At 65.0% G+C, this 19,164-nt stretch carries 20 protein-coding genes; 12 read left to right on the top strand and 8 right to left on the bottom strand.

All coding sequences use genetic code 11. From position 1 onward, the window contains the following. The first annotated feature begins 62 nt into the window (after window positions 1-62). Window positions 63-902, top strand: a complete 840-nt coding sequence (locus RAD10_RS33385; protein ID WP_461620747.1) for a universal stress protein — start codon at window positions 63-65, stop codon at window positions 900-902. 66 nt (window positions 903-968) lie between these two features. After that, window positions 969-3,662: a bifunctional acetate--CoA ligase family protein/GNAT family N-acetyltransferase gene (locus RAD10_RS33380; protein WP_461620746.1), complete on the top strand. Its 2,694-nt coding sequence runs from the start codon at window positions 969-971 to the stop codon at window positions 3,660-3,662. Window positions 3,663-3,673: 11 nt separating this feature from the next. On the opposite strand, the gene RAD10_RS33375 is transcribed toward RAD10_RS33380, so the two are convergent. Continuing rightward, complete coding sequence (locus RAD10_RS33375) at window positions 3,674-4,174, bottom strand: phage holin family protein (protein ID WP_461620745.1); 501 nt, start codon at window positions 4,172-4,174, stop codon at window positions 3,674-3,676. Beyond that, window positions 4,175-4,450: a hypothetical protein gene (locus RAD10_RS33370; protein WP_461620744.1), complete on the bottom strand. Its 276-nt coding sequence runs from the start codon at window positions 4,448-4,450 to the stop codon at window positions 4,175-4,177. It abuts the gene before it with no gap. A gap of 174 nt (window positions 4,451-4,624) precedes the next feature. On the opposite strand from RAD10_RS33370, the gene RAD10_RS33365 reads away from it, so the two are divergent. The 3 genes from RAD10_RS33365 to RAD10_RS33355 are packed head-to-tail and all read left to right on the top strand — an operon-like array spanning window position 4,625 to window position 7,638. After that, window positions 4,625-5,761 (top strand): ABC transporter permease, encoded by a 1,137-nt coding sequence (locus tag RAD10_RS33365; RefSeq protein ID WP_461620743.1) that lies wholly within the window; start codon window positions 4,625-4,627, stop codon window positions 5,759-5,761. A gap of 2 nt (window positions 5,762-5,763) precedes the next feature. Next, a complete protein-coding gene (locus RAD10_RS33360; protein ID WP_461620742.1) occupies window positions 5,764-6,531 on the top strand; it encodes an ABC transporter ATP-binding protein in 768 nt (255 codons plus the stop codon). A 3-nt stretch (window positions 6,532-6,534) separates the two neighbouring features. Further along, window positions 6,535-7,638: an ABC-type transport auxiliary lipoprotein family protein gene (locus RAD10_RS33355; RefSeq protein ID WP_461620741.1), complete on the top strand. Its 1,104-nt coding sequence runs from the start codon at window positions 6,535-6,537 to the stop codon at window positions 7,636-7,638. A gap of 6 nt (window positions 7,639-7,644) precedes the next feature. On the opposite strand, the gene RAD10_RS33350 is transcribed toward RAD10_RS33355, so the two are convergent. Beyond that, window positions 7,645-7,962, bottom strand: coding sequence for a c-type cytochrome (locus tag RAD10_RS33350; protein ID WP_461620740.1), 318 nt, complete (start codon window positions 7,960-7,962; stop codon window positions 7,645-7,647). A gap of 154 nt (window positions 7,963-8,116) precedes the next feature. Between RAD10_RS33350 and RAD10_RS33345 the strand changes: the two genes are divergently transcribed. From RAD10_RS33345 to RAD10_RS33335, 3 genes are all read left to right on the top strand, one after another. After that, a complete protein-coding gene (locus RAD10_RS33345; RefSeq protein WP_461620739.1) occupies window positions 8,117-8,830 on the top strand; it encodes a helix-turn-helix domain-containing protein in 714 nt (237 codons plus the stop codon). A gap of 94 nt (window positions 8,831-8,924) precedes the next feature. Next, window positions 8,925-9,050: a hypothetical protein gene (locus RAD10_RS33340; protein ID WP_461620738.1), complete on the top strand. Its 126-nt coding sequence runs from the start codon at window positions 8,925-8,927 to the stop codon at window positions 9,048-9,050. A 274-nt stretch (window positions 9,051-9,324) separates the two neighbouring features. Further along, on the top strand, window positions 9,325-10,053 hold the full coding sequence (locus tag RAD10_RS33335; RefSeq protein ID WP_028142565.1) for a Crp/Fnr family transcriptional regulator: 729 nt from the start codon (window positions 9,325-9,327) through the stop codon (window positions 10,051-10,053). Between the two features lie 10 nt (window positions 10,054-10,063). On the opposite strand, the gene RAD10_RS33330 is transcribed toward RAD10_RS33335, so the two are convergent. Next, window positions 10,064-10,840, bottom strand: a complete 777-nt coding sequence (locus RAD10_RS33330) for a cyclase family protein (protein ID WP_461620737.1) — start codon at window positions 10,838-10,840, stop codon at window positions 10,064-10,066. Between the two features lie 291 nt (window positions 10,841-11,131). Here RAD10_RS33330 and RAD10_RS33325 point away from each other — a divergent pair, with 291 nt between their 5' ends. From RAD10_RS33325 to RAD10_RS33310, 4 genes are all read left to right on the top strand, one after another. Then, window positions 11,132-12,103 (top strand): TRAP transporter substrate-binding protein, encoded by a 972-nt coding sequence (locus RAD10_RS33325; protein WP_461620736.1) that lies wholly within the window; start codon window positions 11,132-11,134, stop codon window positions 12,101-12,103. A 63-nt stretch (window positions 12,104-12,166) separates the two neighbouring features. Next, window positions 12,167-12,718 carry a TRAP transporter small permease gene (locus RAD10_RS33320; RefSeq protein ID WP_461620735.1) on the top strand — a complete coding sequence of 184 codons (552 nt, stop codon included), beginning with the start codon at window positions 12,167-12,169 and terminating at the stop codon, window positions 12,716-12,718. Continuing rightward, window positions 12,709-14,001: a TRAP transporter large permease gene (locus RAD10_RS33315; protein WP_028142561.1), complete on the top strand. Its 1,293-nt coding sequence runs from the start codon at window positions 12,709-12,711 to the stop codon at window positions 13,999-14,001. The genes RAD10_RS33320 and RAD10_RS33315 overlap by 10 nt, the downstream gene beginning before the upstream one ends. Before the next feature lie 21 nt (window positions 14,002-14,022). Then, a complete protein-coding gene (locus tag RAD10_RS33310; protein ID WP_461620734.1) occupies window positions 14,023-14,829 on the top strand; it encodes an SDR family NAD(P)-dependent oxidoreductase in 807 nt (268 codons plus the stop codon). Window positions 14,830-14,842: 13 nt separating this feature from the next. Here RAD10_RS33310 and RAD10_RS33305 read toward each other — a convergent pair whose 3' ends face one another. From RAD10_RS33305 to RAD10_RS33290, 4 genes are read right to left on the bottom strand one after another with little or no spacing between them, the layout of a single operon-like run. Next, window positions 14,843-15,541 carry a molybdate ABC transporter substrate-binding protein gene (locus tag RAD10_RS33305; RefSeq protein WP_461620733.1) on the bottom strand — a complete coding sequence of 233 codons (699 nt, stop codon included), beginning with the start codon at window positions 15,539-15,541 and terminating at the stop codon, window positions 14,843-14,845. Next, entirely contained in the window at window positions 15,538-17,670 is a 2,133-nt protein-coding gene (locus RAD10_RS33300) for a xanthine dehydrogenase family protein molybdopterin-binding subunit (protein WP_461620732.1), read from the bottom strand. The genes RAD10_RS33305 and RAD10_RS33300 overlap by 4 nt, the downstream gene beginning before the upstream one ends. After that, entirely contained in the window at window positions 17,667-18,137 is a 471-nt protein-coding gene (locus tag RAD10_RS33295) for a (2Fe-2S)-binding protein (protein WP_461620731.1), read from the bottom strand. Before RAD10_RS33295 ends, RAD10_RS33300 begins: the two co-directional genes overlap by 4 nt. Window positions 18,138-18,150: 13 nt before the next feature. Further along, window positions 18,151-19,125: a tripartite tricarboxylate transporter substrate binding protein gene (locus RAD10_RS33290; RefSeq protein ID WP_461620730.1), complete on the bottom strand. Its 975-nt coding sequence runs from the start codon at window positions 19,123-19,125 to the stop codon at window positions 18,151-18,153. Window positions 19,126-19,164: the final 39 nt, after the last annotated feature.

The raw sequence follows: 19,164 nt of genomic DNA, 5'->3' as shown, positions 1-19,164 counted from the left end.
CTTGACCAGGATCAAGCATCCGGATGAACGCGGGCGTATTCTGACGCCCAAGGAGAATCCCGATGCCCATCAAGGATGTCTTTCTGCCGCTTGTCGGCCAGCCCCGCGGACCGGCCCTGATTGCGATCGAGAAATGTGTGGCCGTCGCCGCCGACCTCGGCGCCAGGATCACGGCGCTCGCGCTCGAGGAAGACGTTTTCGAGAGGCCGAAGGTGATGCTGCCTCATGATCGCGATTCCGCGGAGGCCGGCAGTTCGCGTGAGGCGGACGACACGCAGCAACTCCTCAATGCCTTCACCAATGCGGCGTCCCCCGCCAACATCCGCGCCCAGAGCAGAACGGGCAAGGTGCCGGCGGACCAGATCGCGGCGATCCTGGCCGAGCATGCCCGTTTCAGCGATCTCACGCTGTTTCCCGTGAAGCCGCACGACAGCCGAACGGAGCACATCATCGAAACTCTCCTGTTCGAATCCGGGCGGCCGCTACTGCTCTGCCCGGAGCAGCATGCGGAGCAGTTGCGGCCGGAATTCGAGAGCGTCATGATCGCCTGGGATCATTCTGCCCGCGCTGCGCGTGCGGTCGGAGACGCATTGCCGATTCTTCAGGCTGCCACCTCGGTCCGCGTGGTGACGGTAGTGGAGGACAAGGCTGACGCGGTCGTTCAATCCGGCGCGGCTCTCGTCGACCATCTCAGGGAACACGGGGTCTATGCTTCGTTCGAAACGGTGACCGGCAACGGCAGCTCGATCGGCAAGGTACTGGGAAGCTGGGCGAATTCCCATGGCATCGATGCGATCGTGATGGGCGCCTACCATCATTCACGCCTGAACGAGATCGTGTGGGGCGGTGTGACAAAGACCGTCATTGGCCAGCCACCGTGCTGGGTTATGATCTCGCACTAGGCTCGCCATTTTCCCGGCTTGATCGTCAACCATCGGAACCGCCGCTGACCCGGCGCATTTGCTTTCATGTCAACCTATCGTCTCAACAATCTGCTGGCGCCGCGTTCAGTTGCGCTCGTCGGCGCGAGCGCCCGTCCGGTCTCCGTCGGCCGCGCCGTTCTGGAGAACATTCACAAGGCCGAATTCAAGGGGCGGTTCGGCCTGGTCAATCCACGCCATGCCGAAATCGGCGGCGTCGCGGCTGTGAAAAACCTGGATGGCTTGGACTTCGTGCCCGAGCTCGTGGTCATCACCGCGCCGGCGCGCGAGATTCCCGGTATCATCGACCAGGCCGGGCGTCGCGGATCGGCGGGCGCGCTGATCGTCTCGGCCGGGCTCGGCCATGGACCCGGATCTCTGCACGAGGCTGCAATCGCGGCGGCCCGCAAATACGGCATGCGCCTGATCGGACCGAACTGCCTCGGCATCATGATGCCCGGGGTCAGCCTGAATGCCAGCTTTGCCGCGCACATGCCGGGGGCGGGCAGCCTCGCGCTGATCTCGCAATCGGGCGCGATCGCTGCCGGCATGGTCGACTGGGCTGCGCAGCGCGGCGTCGGCTTTTCCGGCATCGTCTCCATCGGCGATCAGATCGACGTCGATATCGCCGATCTGCTCGACTATTTCGCGATGGATCACAAGACCCGCGCGATCCTGCTCTACATCGAATCCATCAAGGACGCGCGCAAGTTCATGTCGGCAGCGCGTGCCGCCGCGCGCGTGAAGCCCGTCGTCGTAGTGAAGTCGGGGCGCATGGCGCAGGGCGCGAAGGCGGCCGCCACGCATACCGGCGCGCTCGCCGGCGCGGACGCGGTCTATGACGCGGCGTTCCGCCGCGCGGGTGTCCTGCGCGTCTCAGATCTGCGTGAGCTGTTCGATTGTGCCGAGACGCTCGGCCGCGTCGAATCGCCGACGGGAAAGCGTCTCGCCATCCTGACCAACGGTGGCGGCATCGGCGTCCTCGCCGTCGATCGATTGGTCGAACTCGGCGGAATTCCGGCGACCATCTCGGCGGAGGCGCGCAAGACGCTCGATGCGGCCCTGCCGCCGACCTGGTCCGGTGCAAATCCCGTCGACATCGTGGGCGATGCCGACGCCGCGCGCTACGCGGCGGCGCTCGAGGTGCTGCTGGCCGATCGCGACAATGATGCGGTCCTGGTCCTCAACGTGCAAACGGCGATCGCCTCGGCCGCCGAGATCGCCACGACCGTGACCGAGATCGTCGGCAAATATCGAGAGCAGCACCGCCGATGGGCCAAGCCTGTATTGGCGGCCTGGGTCGGGGCCGATCAGCACATCATTCAGGCCCTTTCCGGGGCCGGCGTGCCGAACTATCCGACCGAGGACGACGCGGTGCGCGGCTTCATGCATCTGGTCAGGCACCGCGAAGTGGTGGAGGAGCTGAGCCAGGTTCCTCCCGCGATGCCCGATACGTTTGTGCCGGATGCCCGGGGGGCGAGGCAGATCGTCACCGCCGCGATTGCGGACGGCCGTGAATGGCTCGAGCCGGTCGAGATCAAGCACCTGCTCGAGGCCTACGACATCGCGATGGTGCCTACCTATGCGGCAACCGATGTCGAGCAGGCGGTGGCTTATGCGAAGGAAATCTTCGCGCAGGGCGACACCGTGGTGCTGAAGATCATGTCGCGGGACATCATCCACAAATCCGATGTCGGCGGCGTCGTGCTCAATCTGACGACGCCCGAGGCCGTGCGAGCGGCCACCTCCGACATTCTCGCCCGGGCGAGAAAGCTGCGGCCCGAGGCCCGCATCGGCGGCGTCATCGTCCAGGCGATGGTCGTCAAGGCGAAGGCGCGCGAGCTGATCCTGGGCCTCGCCGACGATCCCACGTTCGGCACCGTCGTGGTGTTCGGCCGTGGCGGCACGGCGGTGGAGATCATCAACGACAAGGCGCTTGCGCTGCCGCCGCTGGACCTGCAGCTCGCCCGCGATTTGATCGACCGCACGCGCGTGTCGCGGCTGCTAAAGGCCTATCGTGATGTGCCGGCGGTCAAGCAGGACGCCGTCGCCATGGTGCTGGTCAAGCTGGCGCAGATGGCGGCCGACATTCCCGAGATCCGCGAATTCGACATCAATCCGCTGCTGGCGGACGAAACCGGCGTGACCGCGGTCGACGCCCGCGTCGCGGTCGGGCCGCCGCAACGAAAGTTTGTCGGCTCAGGCCCTGCCAATTTCGCCGTTCGCGCCTATCCGTCACAATGGGAGCGCCGCCTCAAGCTCAGGGACGACTGGCGCATCTTCGTGCGGCCGATGCGCCCCGAGGACGAGCCGACCATCCATGAATTTCTGCGTCACGTCACGCCGCACGACCTTCGCCTGCGCTTCTTCGCGCCGATGAAGGAGTTTACCCACGAGTTCATCGCGCGCCTTACCCAGCTCGATTATGCGCGCGCGATGGCCTTCATTGCCTTCGACGAGGCCACCGGCGAAATGGTCGGCGTGGTCCGGCTCCATTCGGATTCGATCTACGAGAGCGGCGAATACGCGATCCTGTTGCGGTCCGACCTCAAGGGCAGGGGGCTCGGCTGGGCGCTCATGCAGCTCATCATCAACTACGCCAAGTCGGAGGGGCTGAAAGTCATCTCGGGCGACGTGCTCAAGGAGAACACCGTGATGCTCGAAATGTGCCGGCAGCTCGGCTTCGAGGTCAAGCCCGATCCGGCCGAGCCCGATATCTGCGACGTCAAATTAAAGCTCTGAGCGCGCTTACGTCAGGAGCGCGCTTCAGCCGAATTCGCCGCGGCGGATGACTTGGCGGACGTCCTGGCCGCCGTCCGCAGGTTCCTGATGATGATCGCGATCAACGGCACCAGCACCGGCACGATCGTGCTGAGCGGATGATGCACCGCGCCCGACACCTGGGCCTGGAGCGCGCGCGCCTCGAGCTGAAGGGCCTCGATGGACGTGTCGTGAATTTCGTTGGCAAGCTCGATATCCCGGCCTGACGGAGCGCGGCCGGCGATCGCGAAGAGAGCGGCCGCGATGGCGAAATTGACGGCGCCGAGGATGGCGGCCGCGGCAATCGCGCTCCAGATCTGGACCAGCGCGAAATAGGCCGACAGCTCCAGCATCAGAAGCCCGAACGCCGCGATCAGCGCCGCAAAGGCACGCAAGCCGAGGCCAACAAGCAGATGGCGCAGCCTGATGTCCGCGATGATCCTGTCGGTGCGCCACAACGCGCGCAGATGTTTGACCACATTCTCGGTATTCACCTAGTGTCTCCTCAGCATGAAGCCGACAACGACGCCGAGCGCGAAGGCGGAGGCGAGCGAGGTGATCGGACGCTCCGCAATGAGACCCTGAAGCTGCGCCTGCTCTTCGTCCACGGTCTCGCCGAGCTCGGTCAGCGCGGCCCTGATCTGATCGGCGAGCGCCTCGGCGCGGTCCTTCGAGCTCTCGAACATCTCCTCGCCGGCGGTGCTCAGCAAGCGTGTGACATCAACCTTCAACGCCCGCAATTCTTCGCTCATCCTGCCGCTGTCGAACATGGACTCGTATCCCCATTGAATGGAAGCGAGCCTAAGGCGCACCCGCGCGATCGCGCTTGATTTGCCTCAAGCGTTGGCCACGGTGCGGGTCTTGAGACAGGTCAAGCCGGCCGCCATATGCTGGCCTAGAAATACCGTCTGAATAGGGACCGATTGTCCCGATGAGGTGGAAGCGTGAACCACGAACCGCTGTTGCTCGCGACGCCGTCCGGCGACGCGCTGAACCTGCGCCCTGAAGGGCCCTGGACCGCCGCGAATGTGGTCACGCTGGAGACATTGTCCCGCTCGGTTGGTGCCGACGTCGATCGCTCGCGCGTCGTCACCCTGGACATGTCGGGCGTTAGTGCGCTCGACACGCTCGGTGCCTGGGTCCTGGAAAAGCTGTCGCGCAGGGCCGCAACATCGGGCAGATCGGCCGAATTCGTCGGCGTCGCCGATCATTTCAGCGGGCTGCTGGATGAGGTGCGCCAGGTCAACCGCCACACGCCGGCCCCGACGGCTGCGCCCAATCCGGTGCTGGCGAGGCTGGGCGATCTCGGCAAGTCCACGGCCGACGCGCGGGAAGACGTCACGATCTTCCTCCAGATGCTCGGCGCATTGTTCATGGCCGTGATAGGCGTGCTGCGCCGGCCGCGTTCGCTGCGGCTGACCTCGCTGGTTTATCAGCTCTACCGCATCGGGTGGCAGGCGATCCCCATCGTCGCGCTGATCACCTTCCTGATCGGCGCCATCATCGCGCAGCAGGGCTTCTTCCACTTCCGCAGGTTCGGCGCGGAGTCCTACACCGTCGATATGGTCGGCATCCTGGTGCTGCGTGAGCTCGGCGTGCTGATCGTCGCCATCATGGTCGCGGGCCGGTCGGGAAGCGCCTACACCGCCGAGCTCGGCTCGATGAAGATGCGCGAGGAGATCGACGCGCTCTCGACCATGGGGCTCGATCCCGTCGACGTCCTGATCCTGCCGCGCGTTGCGGCCCTCGTCATTGCGCTGCCGATCCTCACCTTCATCGGATCGATCGCCGCGCTCTATGGCGGCGGTCTGGTCGCGCAGTTCTACGGCGACATGGGCCCGGCGATCTACATCGCGCGGCTGCATGAGGCCATCTCCGTCACCCATTTCGAGGTGGGCATCCTGAAGGCACCGTTCATGGCGCTGGTGATCGGGATCGTCGCCTGCAGCGAGGGCTTGCGCGTCAAGGGCAGCGCGGAATCGCTCGGACGGCAGACCACGACGTCGGTGGTGAAGTCGATCTTCCTGGTGATCGTGCTCGACGGCCTGTTCGCGATCTTCTTTGCCTCGATCGGAATGTGACGATGGACGTATCGCTGGACGAGTTCGCGATCCGCGTCCGTGACCTCGTGGTCGGATTCGGGCGCCAGACCGTGCTCGATCATCTGTCGCTCGACGTCCGCCGCGGCGAGATCCTCGGGCTGGTGGGGGCGTCCGGCGGCGGCAAGTCGGTGCTGATGCGCACCATCATCGGCCTCATCCCGCGCCAGGGCGGGACCATCGAGGTCATGGGCCAGCCCACCGGCGGCCACGGCCGCGGCGCAGCCACGACATGGGGCATCCTGTTCCAGCAGGGCGCGCTGTTCTCGTCGCTGACGGTCCGCCAGAACGTCCAGTTTCCCTTACGCGAAAATCTCGTCCTGTCGCAGGAGCTGATGGACGAGATCGCGATAGCCAAGCTCGAGATGGTCGGCTTGCGCGCCCAGGACGCCGACAAATATCCGGCGGAGCTGTCGGGCGGCATGACCAAGCGCGTGGCGCTGGCACGCGCACTCGCGCTCGATCCGCCGATCCTGTTCCTGGACGAGCCGACCTCCGGCCTCGATCCGATCGCCGCCGGCGATTTCGACGCGCTGATCACGACGCTGCAAAAGACGCTGGGGCTGACCGTGTTCATGGTGACCCACGATCTTGCCAGCCTGACCACGGTCTGCGACCGCGTCGCCGCGCTCGCCGACGGCAAGATCGTCGCGATCGGCCCGATGCGCGAATTGCTGCAATCCGAGCATCCCTGGGTGCGCGCCTATTTCCACGGCAAGCGCTCGCAGATGCTGCAACACGAGATGAGATGAGACATGGAAACCCGCGCTCCCTACGTGCTGATCGGCAGTTTCGTGCTGGCCGCGATCCTCGCGGTGTTCGGCTTCGTCTATTGGCTGAACAACACCGGCGGCATCGGGCCGCGCACGAACTACCACGTGCAATTCCAGGGGCCGGTCCCGGGCCTTCTGGTCGGCGCCGGCGTGCTGTTCAATGGCATCCGTGTCGGTGAGGTGAGCCAGCTCGGGCTCGCGCCGGATAACCCGCGCTTCGTCAATGCGACGATCTCGGTTGCGACCGCCACGCCGGTGCGCTCCGACACCAGGGTCGGCCTCGAATTCCAGGGCCTGACCGGCGTGCCGGTGGTGACGTTGGAGGGCGGCGCGATCGTCGCCAAGGCAGGCGAGCCCGTGACCTTGATTGCGGAGGCCGGCGCCGGCCAGAGCATGACGCAGGCGGCGCGCGATGCGCTGCGGCGGGTCGACATGGTGCTTCAGGACAATTCCGGCCCGCTGAAGGACACCATCGCGAATTTCAAGACGTTCTCCGACGGCCTGGCGCGCAACACCGGCAAGCTCGACGGCATCATTGCGGGCCTGGAGAAGATGACCGGCGGTGGGACGCCTGCGCAGAAAATCACCTACGACCTGCGCACGCCGAAAAATCTCGGGCCGGCCGGCAAGACGCTCTCCGCCTCCCTGGCCATTCCCGAGCCGACCGCGGTGGCAATGCTGCAGACCCAGCGCATGCTGTTCGCGCCCGTCGGGGACAGGCCGGGCTTTGCCGACTTTCTCTGGGCCGACAGCATTCCGAAATTGGTGCAGGCGCGCCTGATCGACAGTTTTGAGAATTACGACATCGCCCACGCCCCGCTGCGCACGAGCGACCTCGGTCAGGCGGATTACCAGCTCCTGATCGACATCAGGCGCTTTCGGATCGCCACGGAGGGCGAGACACGGGTGGAGATCGAATTGTCGGCGCGGATCGTCGACAAGAACGGCAAGGTGGTGGCATCCCGCCTGGTCGAGACCAGCGAAAAGCTCGACAAGGTCGAGCCGGCCGCTGCAGTCGCCGCCTTCGATGCAGCCTTTGCCCGCATCGCCAAGGAGCTGATCGGGTGGAGCGTGCAGGCAGTGTGACGCCGTCTATTCCAGCGTCTTCAGGTAGGACAGGAGATCGTGGATCTGGTCCGGACTGAGCTCGAAGGCCGGCATGTCGTCGTGACCGGTGTAGATCCCTTCGGCCAGCGCCTCACCAAGGGTCTCGATCGGATAACGCCGGTGCAGCGTGCGCAGCGGAGGCGCGCCCTCGAGCGGGCTGTGGGAGACGCGGTCGATCGCGTGACAGCGTGCGCAATTCGCCCGTGCGAAGGCCTTGCCGCGTTGTTCGGCGGTCGGGGCCGCCAGAGCAGGCGTAAGCAGAAGCAGCCCGATCAGGCCGTGACGCAGGGCGGCTTGCAGCATGGACAGTGATTCCCGTCGAACTCTGCAAGCAGAATATGACGGGGATGCCACTCAAGTTTGATCTCTGTCAATTGGCTCTGGCGCAGTGCAGTAAAATGCACCTGCGCGGTGGACTCGGCCCGGTGTCGGGAGCAGCCGGCGCGGGGAGCGGTGAATGAAGCCTTCCGTGGTCACGATTGAGCCGAACGGGCATTTTTGCAGCGATTGCGCCGTACGCGGAGCGGCGGTTTGTTCGTCGCTCGATGCGGCCGAGCTCAGGGAATTCGAGCATCTCGGACGCCGCGTTCATTTTGACTCCGGCGAGACCGTGTTCTCCGAGGAGGACATGACCACCTCGTTCTACAATCTCCTCGAAGGCGTCATGCGGCTGTACAAGCTGCTGCCCGACGGCCGGCGGCAGATCGTCGGTTTTGCCTTGCCCGGCGATTTCCTGGGGATGAACATCTCCGGCCGGCACAATTTTTCGGCCGATGCGATCGGCGCGGTGACCGTGTGCCAGTTTGCCAAAGCGCCCTTCGGCCGCTTCATCGAGGACCGGCCGCAGCTGCTCAGGCGGATCAACGAGCTGGCCATCCGCGAATTGAGCCAGGCCCGCGACCATATGGTCCTGCTCGGCCGCCGCTCCGCCGACGAGAAGGTCGCGACCTTCCTGCTCGGCTGGCGGGAAAGGCAGGTCGCGCTCAAGGGGCTGTCCGACACGGTCCCGCTTCCGATGAGCCGTCAGGACATCGCCGACTATCTCGGCCTGACCATCGAAACCGTCAGTCGCACCTTCACCAAGCTGGAGCGTCACGGCGTGATCGAGATCATTCACGGCGGCATCAGCCTGCTCGATCCAGCCCGTGCCGAGGCGCTGGCCGCAGCCTGATAGCCCGTCCGCAACGCCCCCGACGTTTTTGATCTCGATCAATGACGCCGGCCTGCTGCAGCAAAATAATGCCCCAGACTATTGGGAGGGGATAATGCCTGCTGACGCGTTGCTGGTGACCATTGTCGTCGTCGCGATCTTCGTCGCATTCGCCGTAGCTCTGGCCTGGGCAGACCGGCAAACCAGTGCAGGCCGGCTCGGTCCGGATGCCAAGCGCTGACCTCCTGAGGTCTTGATGCGCTCAGACGCGCCAACAGCCGACGCTCGGCCGGCGTGGCCGTCGCCAGCGCCTCAACGCAAGCGCGGCTTGCGCTGCCTGCAACTCTGCATCGACCGGACCGCATCGGCGCAGCCTTCGGATGCAGGCTTTCGGCTTGAACGCGGCCTTTTCGCGGCATTTGCCACAAAACGCGCGGGTGCTTTCCGGTTGAAAAGCCTGATAACGTTGACTACGCAGGAACCTCAGTGCCTCGCAGTCTTAGGAGCCCCGCGGCGTGCCTCAGGACAAGACCGGCGACCCCCGACAGTCGGCGGGCAACAAACTATCGGTCCTGCGCAAGCACCCGATCTTCGCGGATCTGGAGCCGGAAGCGCTCGATCAGCTTTGCCGCTACGCCAAGCACACCACCGTGAAGCGCGGCGCGACGATCGCTGCCAAGGGCGATCCCGGCAACAATCTGTTCGCGGTGATCACGGGGACAGTGAAGATTTCCTCCTCGTCGCCCGACGGACGGAACGCCATTCTCAATCTGATCGGTCCCGGAGAAATCTTCGGCGAGATCGCGGTGCTCGACGGCGCTCCGAGGTCAGCCGATGCGACCGCCAACACCAATTGCGAGCTCTACATCATCGATCGCCGGGACTTCCTCCCGTTCGTGAAGAGCCAGCCGGCGCTGGCGATGAAATTCATCGAGCTGCTCTGCGCCCGTCTGCGCTGGACCAGCCAGCAGGTCGAACAGGTCATCCTGCAGAATCTGCCGGGCCGGTTGGCGAGCGCACTGCTCGGTCTCACCGAGGAGCGCAAATTCGACTCCGGCAGCGGCACGCTCGCCATCACGCAGCAGGAGATCAGCGAGATGGTGGGGATGACGCGCGAGAGCATCAACAAGCAATTGCGCGCCTGGGCCGGCCGCAACTGGGTTCGCCTCGAGCACGGCGCCATCGTCGTGCTCGATACGGACGCGCTGCGCGAACTCGCCGAGAGCGGCCTCGACGGCGAGTAGTCGCGCCGTCTTAATCCTCGATGATCGCAACCGCGCGGGTCCAGCCCGCCGAGGCGCGTTCGATCTTCACCGGAAAGCATGAGACCGTGAAGCCGGTCGAGGGCAGCTGGTCGAGATTGTGCAGCTTCTCGAGATGGCAATAGCCGATGTGCCGTCCCGCCTTGTGGCCTTCCCAGATCAGGCCGGCATCTTTTGTTTCTGCATATTTTTTCGCGGTGTAGAGGAACGGCGCGTCCCAGCTCCAGCCGTCGGTGCCGGTCAGCCGCACGCCGCGTTCGAGCAGATACATCGTGGCTTCATAGCCCATGCCGCAGCCGGAATTGACGTAGTCGGCCTTGCCGAATTTGGCGCCGGCGCCGGTGTTGACGACCACGATCTCCAGCGGCGACAGCGTGTGCCCGATGCGCTTCAGTTCCGTCTCGACGTCCTCAGCACTCGCCACGTAGCCGTCGGGCAGATGCCGGAAGTCGAGCTTCACGCCGGGCTGAAAACACCATTCCAGCGGCACCTCGTCGATCGTCCATGACCGCTCGCCGCGGTTCATGGTCGGATGGAAATGCCAGGGCGCATCGAGATGCGTGCCGTTATGGGTCGACAGCGAGACCTGCTCGACGGCCCAGCCCTGGCCATCGGGCAAATCCTGCGCCTTGAGGCCGTCGAAAAACTGCAGCATGCGCGGCAGGCCCTGCTGGTGATCGATGTATTGGATGGTCGGATGGTTGCCCGGCGGATCGGCCGTCACGTCGTTTCTGAGCGGCACCGAGATATCGATCAGCTTCCGCGGCATGGGCATTCCTTCGAAATTGTCCGCTGTTTCGGACATCTTGAGGGGCCTCTCTTGGTCGCGTCAAGTCACGTGCCGGCGACGCAAGCCGTCCGCCGGCTTCCACAACGAGGCGAATTGCGCCAGATTGATCGATGCAACTGCTGCATCGATCAATGCCGGATTTGGCTTGGACATGGAATGCCGCGCGCCCTAGGGACGACATTGGCGCTTGACTTCACACCTGAAGGGGAGCGACCCAAGGCGGCCTGCAGCCTGCCGACAACGACATAATCAACCCAGGAGGAAGCCCAGATGAAGACACTCACCGGTATCATCGCAGCCGTTGCATTGGTGCTCTCAGCGCCGCTGGCGACCGCACGCGACTTCCGCTCCGCCGACATCCATCCGGCCGATTATCCGACCGTCGAGGCCGTCAAGTTCATGGGCAAGCAGCTCGCGGCGGCGAGCGGCGGCAAGCTCGGCGTGAAGGTGTTTCCAAACGGAGCCCTGGGCTCCGAGAAGGACACCATCGAGCAACTCAAGATCGGCGCGCTCGACATGATGCGGATCAACGCATCGCCGCTCAACAATTTCGTGCCGGAAACCATCGCGTTGTGCCTGCCTTTCGTCTTCCGGGACACGCAGCACATGCGCACCGTCCTCGACGGGCCGATCGGCGATGAGATCCTGGCCGCGATGGAGCCGGCGGGCCTGGTCGGCCTTGCCTATTACGATAGCGGCGCCCGGTCCATTTACACCGTGAAGGCGCCGGTCAAGTCGCTCGCGGACCTCAAGGGCCTCAAGATTCGCGTCCAGCAGTCCGATTTGTGGGTCGGCATGATCCAGAGCCTTGGCGCCAACCCGACGCCGATGCCGTATGGCGAGGTCTATACCGCGCTCAAGACCGGCCTGGTGGATGCCGCCGAAAACAACTGGCCTTCCTACGAGTCCTCGCGCCACTTCGAGGCCGCCAAGTTCTACAACATCACCGAGCACTCCCTGGCGCCCGAAGTTCTGGTGATGTCCAAGAAGGTCTGGGACACGCTGAGCAAGGAGGATCAGGCCATGGTCCGCGAGGCGGCCAAGGAATCGGTGCCGGTCATGCGCAAGCTCTGGGACGAGCGTGAGCAGGCGTCCCGCAAGACGGTCGAGGCCGCCGGCGTTCAGGTCGTGACGATCGCCAACAAGGCGGAATTCGTCGACGCGATGAAGCCGGTGTACCAGAAGTTCGCCGGTGACGAGAAGCTGCAGGGCCTCGTCAAGCGTATCCAGGACACGAAGTAACACCACAGCCTGGGGTCCGGCGTCGCCGCATGGCGACCCGGACCCTTGCAAGGAGACGCGGGAATGACAGACCCACATGTCGCAGACCACGAGCAGGGGGCGGTCGCCGCACGCCCGGCGACCGGCTTGCTGTCGCGCGTCAATGCCGTCGTCGCGCGCGCGGGCATGTATCTGTCCGTGAGCGGATTGCTCCTCATCGTCACCGTCGTGTTCTACCAGGTGTTCGGCCGGTACGTGCTCAATTCGAGCCCGACCTGGACGGAGAACCTTGCGCTGGTTCTCATCCTGTATGTCACGCTGATCGGCGCCGCCGTCGGCGTGCGCGATGCCGGACACATCGGAATGGACAGTCTGCTGGTGATGCTGCCCGACCACGCGCGAGAGAAGATCGAGCTCGTCATTCACGTCCTGGTGGCCGCGTTTGGCGTCGCGATGGCCTATAATGGCTGGATTCTCGGGGCATCCGTGGGGACCGTGAAGATCCCCAATCTCGGCCTCCCCGAGGTCATCCGCTACGTCCCGCTGATCGCTTCCGGCGTCCTGATCGTCTCCTTTTCGATCGAGCACATCATTGCTCTCCTGCGCGGCGAAGAGGTCGTCCCCTCATGGAACTGATCATCCTCGGCGCCACGTTTTTCGGCTTCCTGATCCTCGGCGTTCCGGTTGCCTTCGCGATCGGTCTTTCGGCGATCTGCACCATCCTCTACGAAGGTCTGCCGGTCGCCGTCATCTTCCAGCAGATGATGTCGGGGATGAACATCTTCTCGTTCCTTGCCATCCCGTTCTTCGTCTTCAGCGGTGAGCTGATGCTGCATGGCGGCGTCGCCGACAAGATCGTACAGCTCGCGAAAAATCTCGTCGGTCACATCCGCGGCGGGCTCGGCATGTCGAACGTGGTCGCCTGCACCCTGTTCGGCGGCGTCTCCGGATCACCCGTGGCCGACGTGTCGGCAATGGGCGCGGTGATGATCCCGATGATGAAGAAGGAGGGGTTCGACACCGACTATGCCGTCAATGTCACGACCCACGCCTCGCTGGTGGGCGCGCTGATGCCGACCAGCCACAACATGATCATTTATGCCCTGGCAGCCGGGGGCAAGGTATCGATCGGCGCGCTGATCGCCGCGGGCCTCCTGCCGGCAATCGTGTTGATGGCGTGCATGCTGGTCGCCGCTTATGGCGTTGCCGTGAAGCGCGGTTATCCGGCCGGCAAGTTCCCGGGCTGGGCCGAGGTTTTCCGCTCGCTCGCGGCCGCGCTGCCGGGCCTTTTGATCGTCGGCATCATCCTGGCAGGCATCCTGTCCGGCGTCTTCACGGCTACCGAATCTGCAGCCGTCGCTGTCACCTACACGATGCTGCTGACGTTCTTCATCTACCGCACCATGACCTGGAGCAACTTCCTGCGCGCTGCCGCCAAGGCGGTGAAGACGACGGGCGTGGTGCTGCTGCTGATCGGTGTCTCCACCATGTTCCAGTACCTGATGGGGCTCTACGAGGTAGCCGACCTTGCCGGCGACCTGATGAGCAAGGTCTCTACGCAGCCCTGGGTCATCTTCCTGCTCATCAACGTCATCCTGTTCGTGCTCGGCACGTTCATGGACATGGCTGCGACCATTCTGATCTGCACCCCGATCTTCCTGCCGATCGCGATGAAAGCGGGCATGGATCCGGTGCAGTTCGGCATGCTGATGCTGATCAATTGCGCCCTCGGGCTGAACACCCCGCCGGTCGGAACCACGCAGTTCGTGGGCTGCGCCATCGGCGGCATTTCGGTGGGCGCGGTGATGCGCACCATCCTGCCGTTCTACGCCGCGCTGATCGCAGCACTGATGTTCGTGACCTACGTCCCTGCATTCTCGCTGTGGCTGCCCCGCCTGCTGATGGGTTACAAGGGCTAGCAGCTACAGGAGAAGCTATCAGTGACTGACTATCGCAAGCTCTTTGATCTCACCGGCAAGACGGCCGTGGTGCTCGGCGCCGCATCGGGCATCGGCAAATCGTCGGCCGAGGCGCTGGCTGGGCTCGGGGCCCGCGTTGTCTGCGCCGATCGCGCGCTTGACGCCGCGGAGGCGACCGCCGCCGGCATTCGCGACAGGGGCGGCTGGGCCGAAGCAGCCAGCTGTGACGCCGCGAGCGCTGCGGACGTCAACGCGCTGGCCAAAACGGTGATGCAGAAATTCACGCGGCTCGACATCGCGGTGACGACGCCCGGGCTCAACATCCGCAAGACCATCCTCGACTACACCGAGGAGGATCTCGACCGTGTCCTCAACCTCAACGTCAAGGGCACGGTGTGGTTCTTCCAGGCCTTCGGCCGCATCATGGTCGCGCAAAAGGGCGGCAGCATCATCGCCTGCTCGTCGGTGCGCGCTGTGACCATCGAGCCGGGCCTCGGCGTCTACGGCTCGACCAAGGCGGCAATCGGCTTGCTGGTGAAGGGCTTTGCCTCCGAGGTCGGCCATGCCGGCGTGCGCGTCAACGCGATCGCGCCGAGCATCGCCGAAACCGCGCTGACCGGCCCGTTCAAGCAGCGGCCTGACATCTATAATCTCTACGCCGGCCATACCGTGTTCAACCGCTGGAGCAGCGCCGACGAGGTCGCGACTGCCGTGGCCTACCTCGCTTCGGACGCCGCGAGCTATGTCAGCGGCAGCACGATGTTCGTCGATGGCGGCTGGACGGCCGTCGACGGTCCGCCGACAGGCCTCACCCAGCTGCACAAATAGGGCGTCATCGGCTCTAGCCGGTAAAGCCGGCGCGCCGGCGCAGGTCCTGCCGATCTGCGCCGGTCAGCAACGCGATCAGCGCAGCCGCCTCTTTCGGATGCGCTGCCCTCGCGGTCACGCCGGCCGTGTACATCGTCACGAGTTCGCAGCCGGGAGGCAGCGCCCCTGACAGTGCAATGCCGTCTGTCGCGATGATCTCGGTCGCCTGCGTGCATCCGATCGGCCGCGTCGCCGCGGACGCCGCGAGCTCCCGCATCGCGGTTGCACCGTTCGGAAAGATCTTGAGGCGCGATGCAACTTCATAGGCGATGCCGAGCTGGTCCAGCACTTTTGCGACATGCTGTCCCGCGGTCGAGGCTTTGGTGTTAGGGACGTAGATCGCATCGGCGCTGCGCAGTACCTCGCGCAGATCGGCCTCGGTCTTCACCGTCACTTTGGCATCGCGGCTGCGCACCGCCAGCGCGGTCTCGACCCGGCCGACATCCGTGATCGAAGAGGGGACGACGAGCTTCTCTTCGGCCAGCCTCGCAAGCAGTGCCTGCGTCAGGATCACGAGATCGGCCGGCGTGCTTGCGCGCAGCTTGTCCGCCATCACGCCGACCGCGCCAAACTCGCCGTCGATACCGAGGCCGGTTTGCGCCTTGAAAGCCTCGGTGACGCCGCGCACCAGGCCTTGTGCCGCGCCTCCGCTCAAAACGTTCACTGTCGTCAAGGCGCACGCTCCATCGCTGCAATGATGTTGTCGCGCGTGATCGGCAAGTCGCGCACGCGCACGCCGAGGCAATCATGAACCGCATTCGCGATCGCCGCCGTCACCGGGCCGTGGGCGGCTTCGCCGGCGCCGACCGGCTCGATCTCCGGTCGCTGGATGATCTCGACATCGACTGCCGGTACCTCGCTGAAGGTCAGGATCGGATAGTCCGTCCATGATGTCGAGGTGATGCCGGTGCGGTCGAAGCGGACGCGCTCCTTCAGCACCCAGCTCGTGGCCTGGATCGCGCCGCCCTCGATCTGGTTGATCACGCCGTCCGGATTGATGGCCTCGCCGACGTCGACTGCCAGCGTCAGCCGCTTGACGCGGATGTCGTCGGTGCCCTCGATCTCGGCAATCGCGGCGCAATAGGCGCCCGTGTTCTTGTAGCGGGCAAAGCCGACGCCGTGACCGATGCCCGATCGCTTCTGCGGCTTCCATCCGGCACGTCGCGCCGCGGCGCGGATGACGTCCCTGGCCCGCTCGTCACGCAGATACCGCAGGCGGAACGCGATCGGATCTTCGCCGCGCAGGGCTGCGATCTCGTCGAGCAGGGACTCGATGGCGAACACGTTGCCTTGCCCGCCAAGCGTCCGCAGCGCCGAGGTCCGCACCGGCATGGTCAGCAGCCGGTGGCTCGTGATCGTCCAGGCCGGGAAGTCATAGAGCGGGACGGAGTTGCGGTCGCCGCCGCCGCCATTGGCAGCTGGCGGGTTTGTCGAGATCATGCGGGGATAGGGATTTGCGATCTCAGTTGCGGCGAGCAGCGCCGGCTGCGCGGCGCGTCCCGGCCTTGCTGCATGGCCGTTGCTCCAGATCGCATGGCGCCAGCCGGCGATCTCGTTGCCTGCGTCGAGATCGGCCTCGATCTCGATGGCCATCGCCGCCCCAAAGGGCGCGTGGGACATCTCGTCGTGGCGTGACCACTGCACGCGCACCGGACGGCCACCGACCGCCTTCGCCAGCAGCACGGCATCCAGCGCGACGTCATCGGCCGCATTGTGTCCGTAGCAGCCGGCGCCCTCGATGTGCTCGACGACGATGTTTTCGACCGGCAGCTTGAGCACGATCGCGAGATCGGCGCGCAGCAGGTAGACGCCCTGGCTATGCGTCCAGACATGGACACGATCGCCCTCCCATTGTGCGATGGCGCAGGACGGCGCGATCGAGGCGTGGGCGATGTAGGGGCGGGTGTATTGCCGGCGGAGGGTTTGGGCGGGTTTGCCCGTCGGCTCCGCCATCCTGCTGTCGATGATGGTGCTCTCGACCGGCTGGCTCTTCAAAAAGCCCGCCAGATCGTCTTCATCCGGCAGCGGCTCGCCGGCCGACCATGTCGCGCCCTTGCGCAAGGCCTTGAGCGCGGCGTCCGCCGCCGCCTCGTTGTCGGCAACGACGCCGGCAAAGTCGCCGTCGCGGACGATCGCAACGAGGCCGGGGACGGCGCGTGCAGCCTCCTCATTCAGTGCGATCAATTTGGCGCCCGAGATATCCGGCCGCAGCACCCGTCCGTGCACCAGTCCCGGCAGCGCAAGGTCGTGGATAAAACGCGGCCGCGCGAACACCTTGTCGGGAATGTCGACACGCTGGACCGAATGGCCGGCGACGGTGCGCCGGGCGGCACTCTTCGCTGTCGGGCCTGCGGTTGCGTCGTGGTCGAGCGAGACCTCGTCCATTAACTCCCAATAGCTGGTTCTGACATTGCCGGGACCCGAGATGGTGCCGTCATCGATATCGAGCAGCGCGGCATCGACGCCGAGACGTTCCGATGCCGCACGAAGGAAGCGCTGGCGCACCTCGGCACAGACCTGGCGCAGCGCGCGGCCGGACTGTTGGATCGAGAGACTGCCCGAGGTAACACCTTCATTCGGGCTGGCGACCGTCGAAGCGCGAATCATCGCGATCCGGACGATCTCGACGTCGAGCTCGTCCGCCGCGATCTGCGCCAGCGCCGTGACGATGCCCTGGCCGATCTCGACCTTGCCGGGCGAGATCGCCACACGGCCGTCATCGGTGAACCTTACCCATGACGACAGCCTGGGATTGGCCACGAGGCTGACCGGCAGTTTTGGGGCAGGGGACGACGTGCTCATGATGCCGCCATCTCTGCCGCCGCACGCAGGACGGCGCGGACCATGCGGTTGTGCGACCCGCAGCGGCACAGATTGCGATCCAGCGCAGCTCTGACCTCGGCCTCCGTCGGTGACGGATTGCGCTTCAGCAGCGCCGCCGCGCTGACGAGAATTCCCGCGACGCAGTAGCCGCACTGCATCGCCTGTTCGGCGATGAAGGCGCGTTGCAGCGGATGCGGCTGCTCCACCGTCCCGAGGCCTTCCACCGTGACGACGTCCTTGTCAGCGACCGACCACATCGGCATGTCGCAGGAAGCCATCGCACGGCCATCGACCATGACGTAACATGCGCCGCACTCATTGGCGCCGCAGCCGAAATGCGCGCCCGTGGCGCCGAGTCGGCCGCGCAGCACATCGAGCAGCATCTGGTCTGGATCAGCGTCCACGGCGATCGCTGCGCCATTGAGGCGGAATTGAACGGAGGGCATGAGCAGTACGGCCTCAGGACTTGTCGAACTTCTTGACGACGTCGGCCCATTTCTCGATGTCGCCGCGCAGGAATTTGTCGAACTGTTCCGGCGTCATCGACATGGGCACGGCGCCCTGTTCTGTCCAGAGCTTGACGATGTCGGGCCGCTTCACCATTGCGTTGACGGCAGCATTGAGCTTGTCGATCACGGGCTTGGGTGTTCCTGCGGGCGCCATCAGGCCGAGCCAGATCGTCGCCTCGTAGCCTGCTACACCGGCTTCGCCTGCCGTCGGCACGTTCGGCAGCACGGTCGAACGCTGCTTGCCGGTCGTGGCGAGCGCGCGGACTTGATTTTCGCCGATGTTCGGCGCCATCGCCGGCACCGCGTCGATCATTATCTGCACCTGTCCTCCGATCACGCCGCTGCGCGCCTCGCCGCTGTTGCGATAGGGAACGTGCACGACATCGATGCCGGCCATGGCTTTGAACAGCTCGCCGGCCATGTGGTAGGGCGTGCCCTGGCCCGAGGAGGCGTAATTCAGCTTGCCCGGCTGCGCCTTGGCGAGCGCGATGAACTCGGCCAGCGTCTTCGCCGGGACTTGCGGGTTCACCACGATGACGAGATCGGAATAATTCACCGGCGCGATCGGCGCGAGGTCGCGCATCAGCTCGTATTTGCGTTTGTCCGCCGTCAGCAGCGATTCATTCGCGGTTTGGGTGTTGGACATCATCAGCAGCGTGTAGCCGTCGGCCGGCGACTTCACAGCTTCCACGGTGCCGATGACGCCGCCGGCGCCGGTGCGGTTCTCGACCACGAAGGGCTGACCAAAACTCTCCTGGAGCACGTTGCCGATCAGCCGGGCCGCGACGTCGGCCGGCCCGCCCGCGCCGAACGGCACGACGATACGGACCGAATGGCTGGGATAATCCTGTGCGAATGAGGGGGCAGCCGGGAATGCGGCAAGCAGGCCGGCCGCCAATGCCAGCACGGATCTTCGGGCGATCATGCCCACCTCCCTGATATCGTTCTTGTTGGCCGGCACTGT

This window comes from Bradyrhizobium sp. 23AC, assembly GCF_054863025.1.
The sequence above is the reverse complement of the archived record's forward strand: the minus strand, read 5'-3'. Positions and strand labels throughout refer to the sequence as shown.

What these genes read in the sequence shown, in the direction of transcription:
- RAD10_RS33385 (WP_461620747.1), top strand. Translation starts at nt 63, where the DNA reads ATGCCCATCAAGGATGTCTTTCTGCCGCTTGTCGGCCAGCCCCGCGGA.
- RAD10_RS33380 (WP_461620746.1), top strand. Translation starts at nt 969, where the DNA reads ATGTCAACCTATCGTCTCAACAATCTGCTGGCGCCGCGTTCAGTTGCG.
- RAD10_RS33370 (WP_461620744.1), bottom strand. Translation starts at nt 4,450, where the DNA reads ATGTTCGACAGCGGCAGGATGAGCGAAGAATTGCGGGCGTTGAAGGTT.
- RAD10_RS33360 (WP_461620742.1), top strand. Translation starts at nt 5,764, where the DNA reads ATGGACGTATCGCTGGACGAGTTCGCGATCCGCGTCCGTGACCTCGTG.
- RAD10_RS33355 (WP_461620741.1), top strand. Translation starts at nt 6,535, where the DNA reads ATGGAAACCCGCGCTCCCTACGTGCTGATCGGCAGTTTCGTGCTGGCC.
- RAD10_RS33350 (WP_461620740.1), bottom strand. Translation starts at nt 7,962, where the DNA reads ATGCTGCAAGCCGCCCTGCGTCACGGCCTGATCGGGCTGCTTCTGCTT.
- RAD10_RS33345 (WP_461620739.1), top strand. Translation starts at nt 8,117, where the DNA reads ATGAAGCCTTCCGTGGTCACGATTGAGCCGAACGGGCATTTTTGCAGC.
- RAD10_RS33340 (WP_461620738.1), top strand. Translation starts at nt 8,925, where the DNA reads ATGCCTGCTGACGCGTTGCTGGTGACCATTGTCGTCGTCGCGATCTTC.
- RAD10_RS33330 (WP_461620737.1), bottom strand. Translation starts at nt 10,840, where the DNA reads ATGCCGCGGAAGCTGATCGATATCTCGGTGCCGCTCAGAAACGACGTG.
- RAD10_RS33325 (WP_461620736.1), top strand. Translation starts at nt 11,132, where the DNA reads ATGAAGACACTCACCGGTATCATCGCAGCCGTTGCATTGGTGCTCTCA.
- RAD10_RS33320 (WP_461620735.1), top strand. Translation starts at nt 12,167, where the DNA reads ATGACAGACCCACATGTCGCAGACCACGAGCAGGGGGCGGTCGCCGCA.
- RAD10_RS33315 (WP_028142561.1), top strand. Translation starts at nt 12,709, where the DNA reads ATGGAACTGATCATCCTCGGCGCCACGTTTTTCGGCTTCCTGATCCTC.
- RAD10_RS33300 (WP_461620732.1), bottom strand. Translation starts at nt 17,670, where the DNA reads ATGAGCACGTCGTCCCCTGCCCCAAAACTGCCGGTCAGCCTCGTGGCC.
- RAD10_RS33295 (WP_461620731.1), bottom strand. Translation starts at nt 18,137, where the DNA reads ATGCCCTCCGTTCAATTCCGCCTCAATGGCGCAGCGATCGCCGTGGAC.
- RAD10_RS33290 (WP_461620730.1), bottom strand. Translation starts at nt 19,125, where the DNA reads ATGATCGCCCGAAGATCCGTGCTGGCATTGGCGGCCGGCCTGCTTGCC.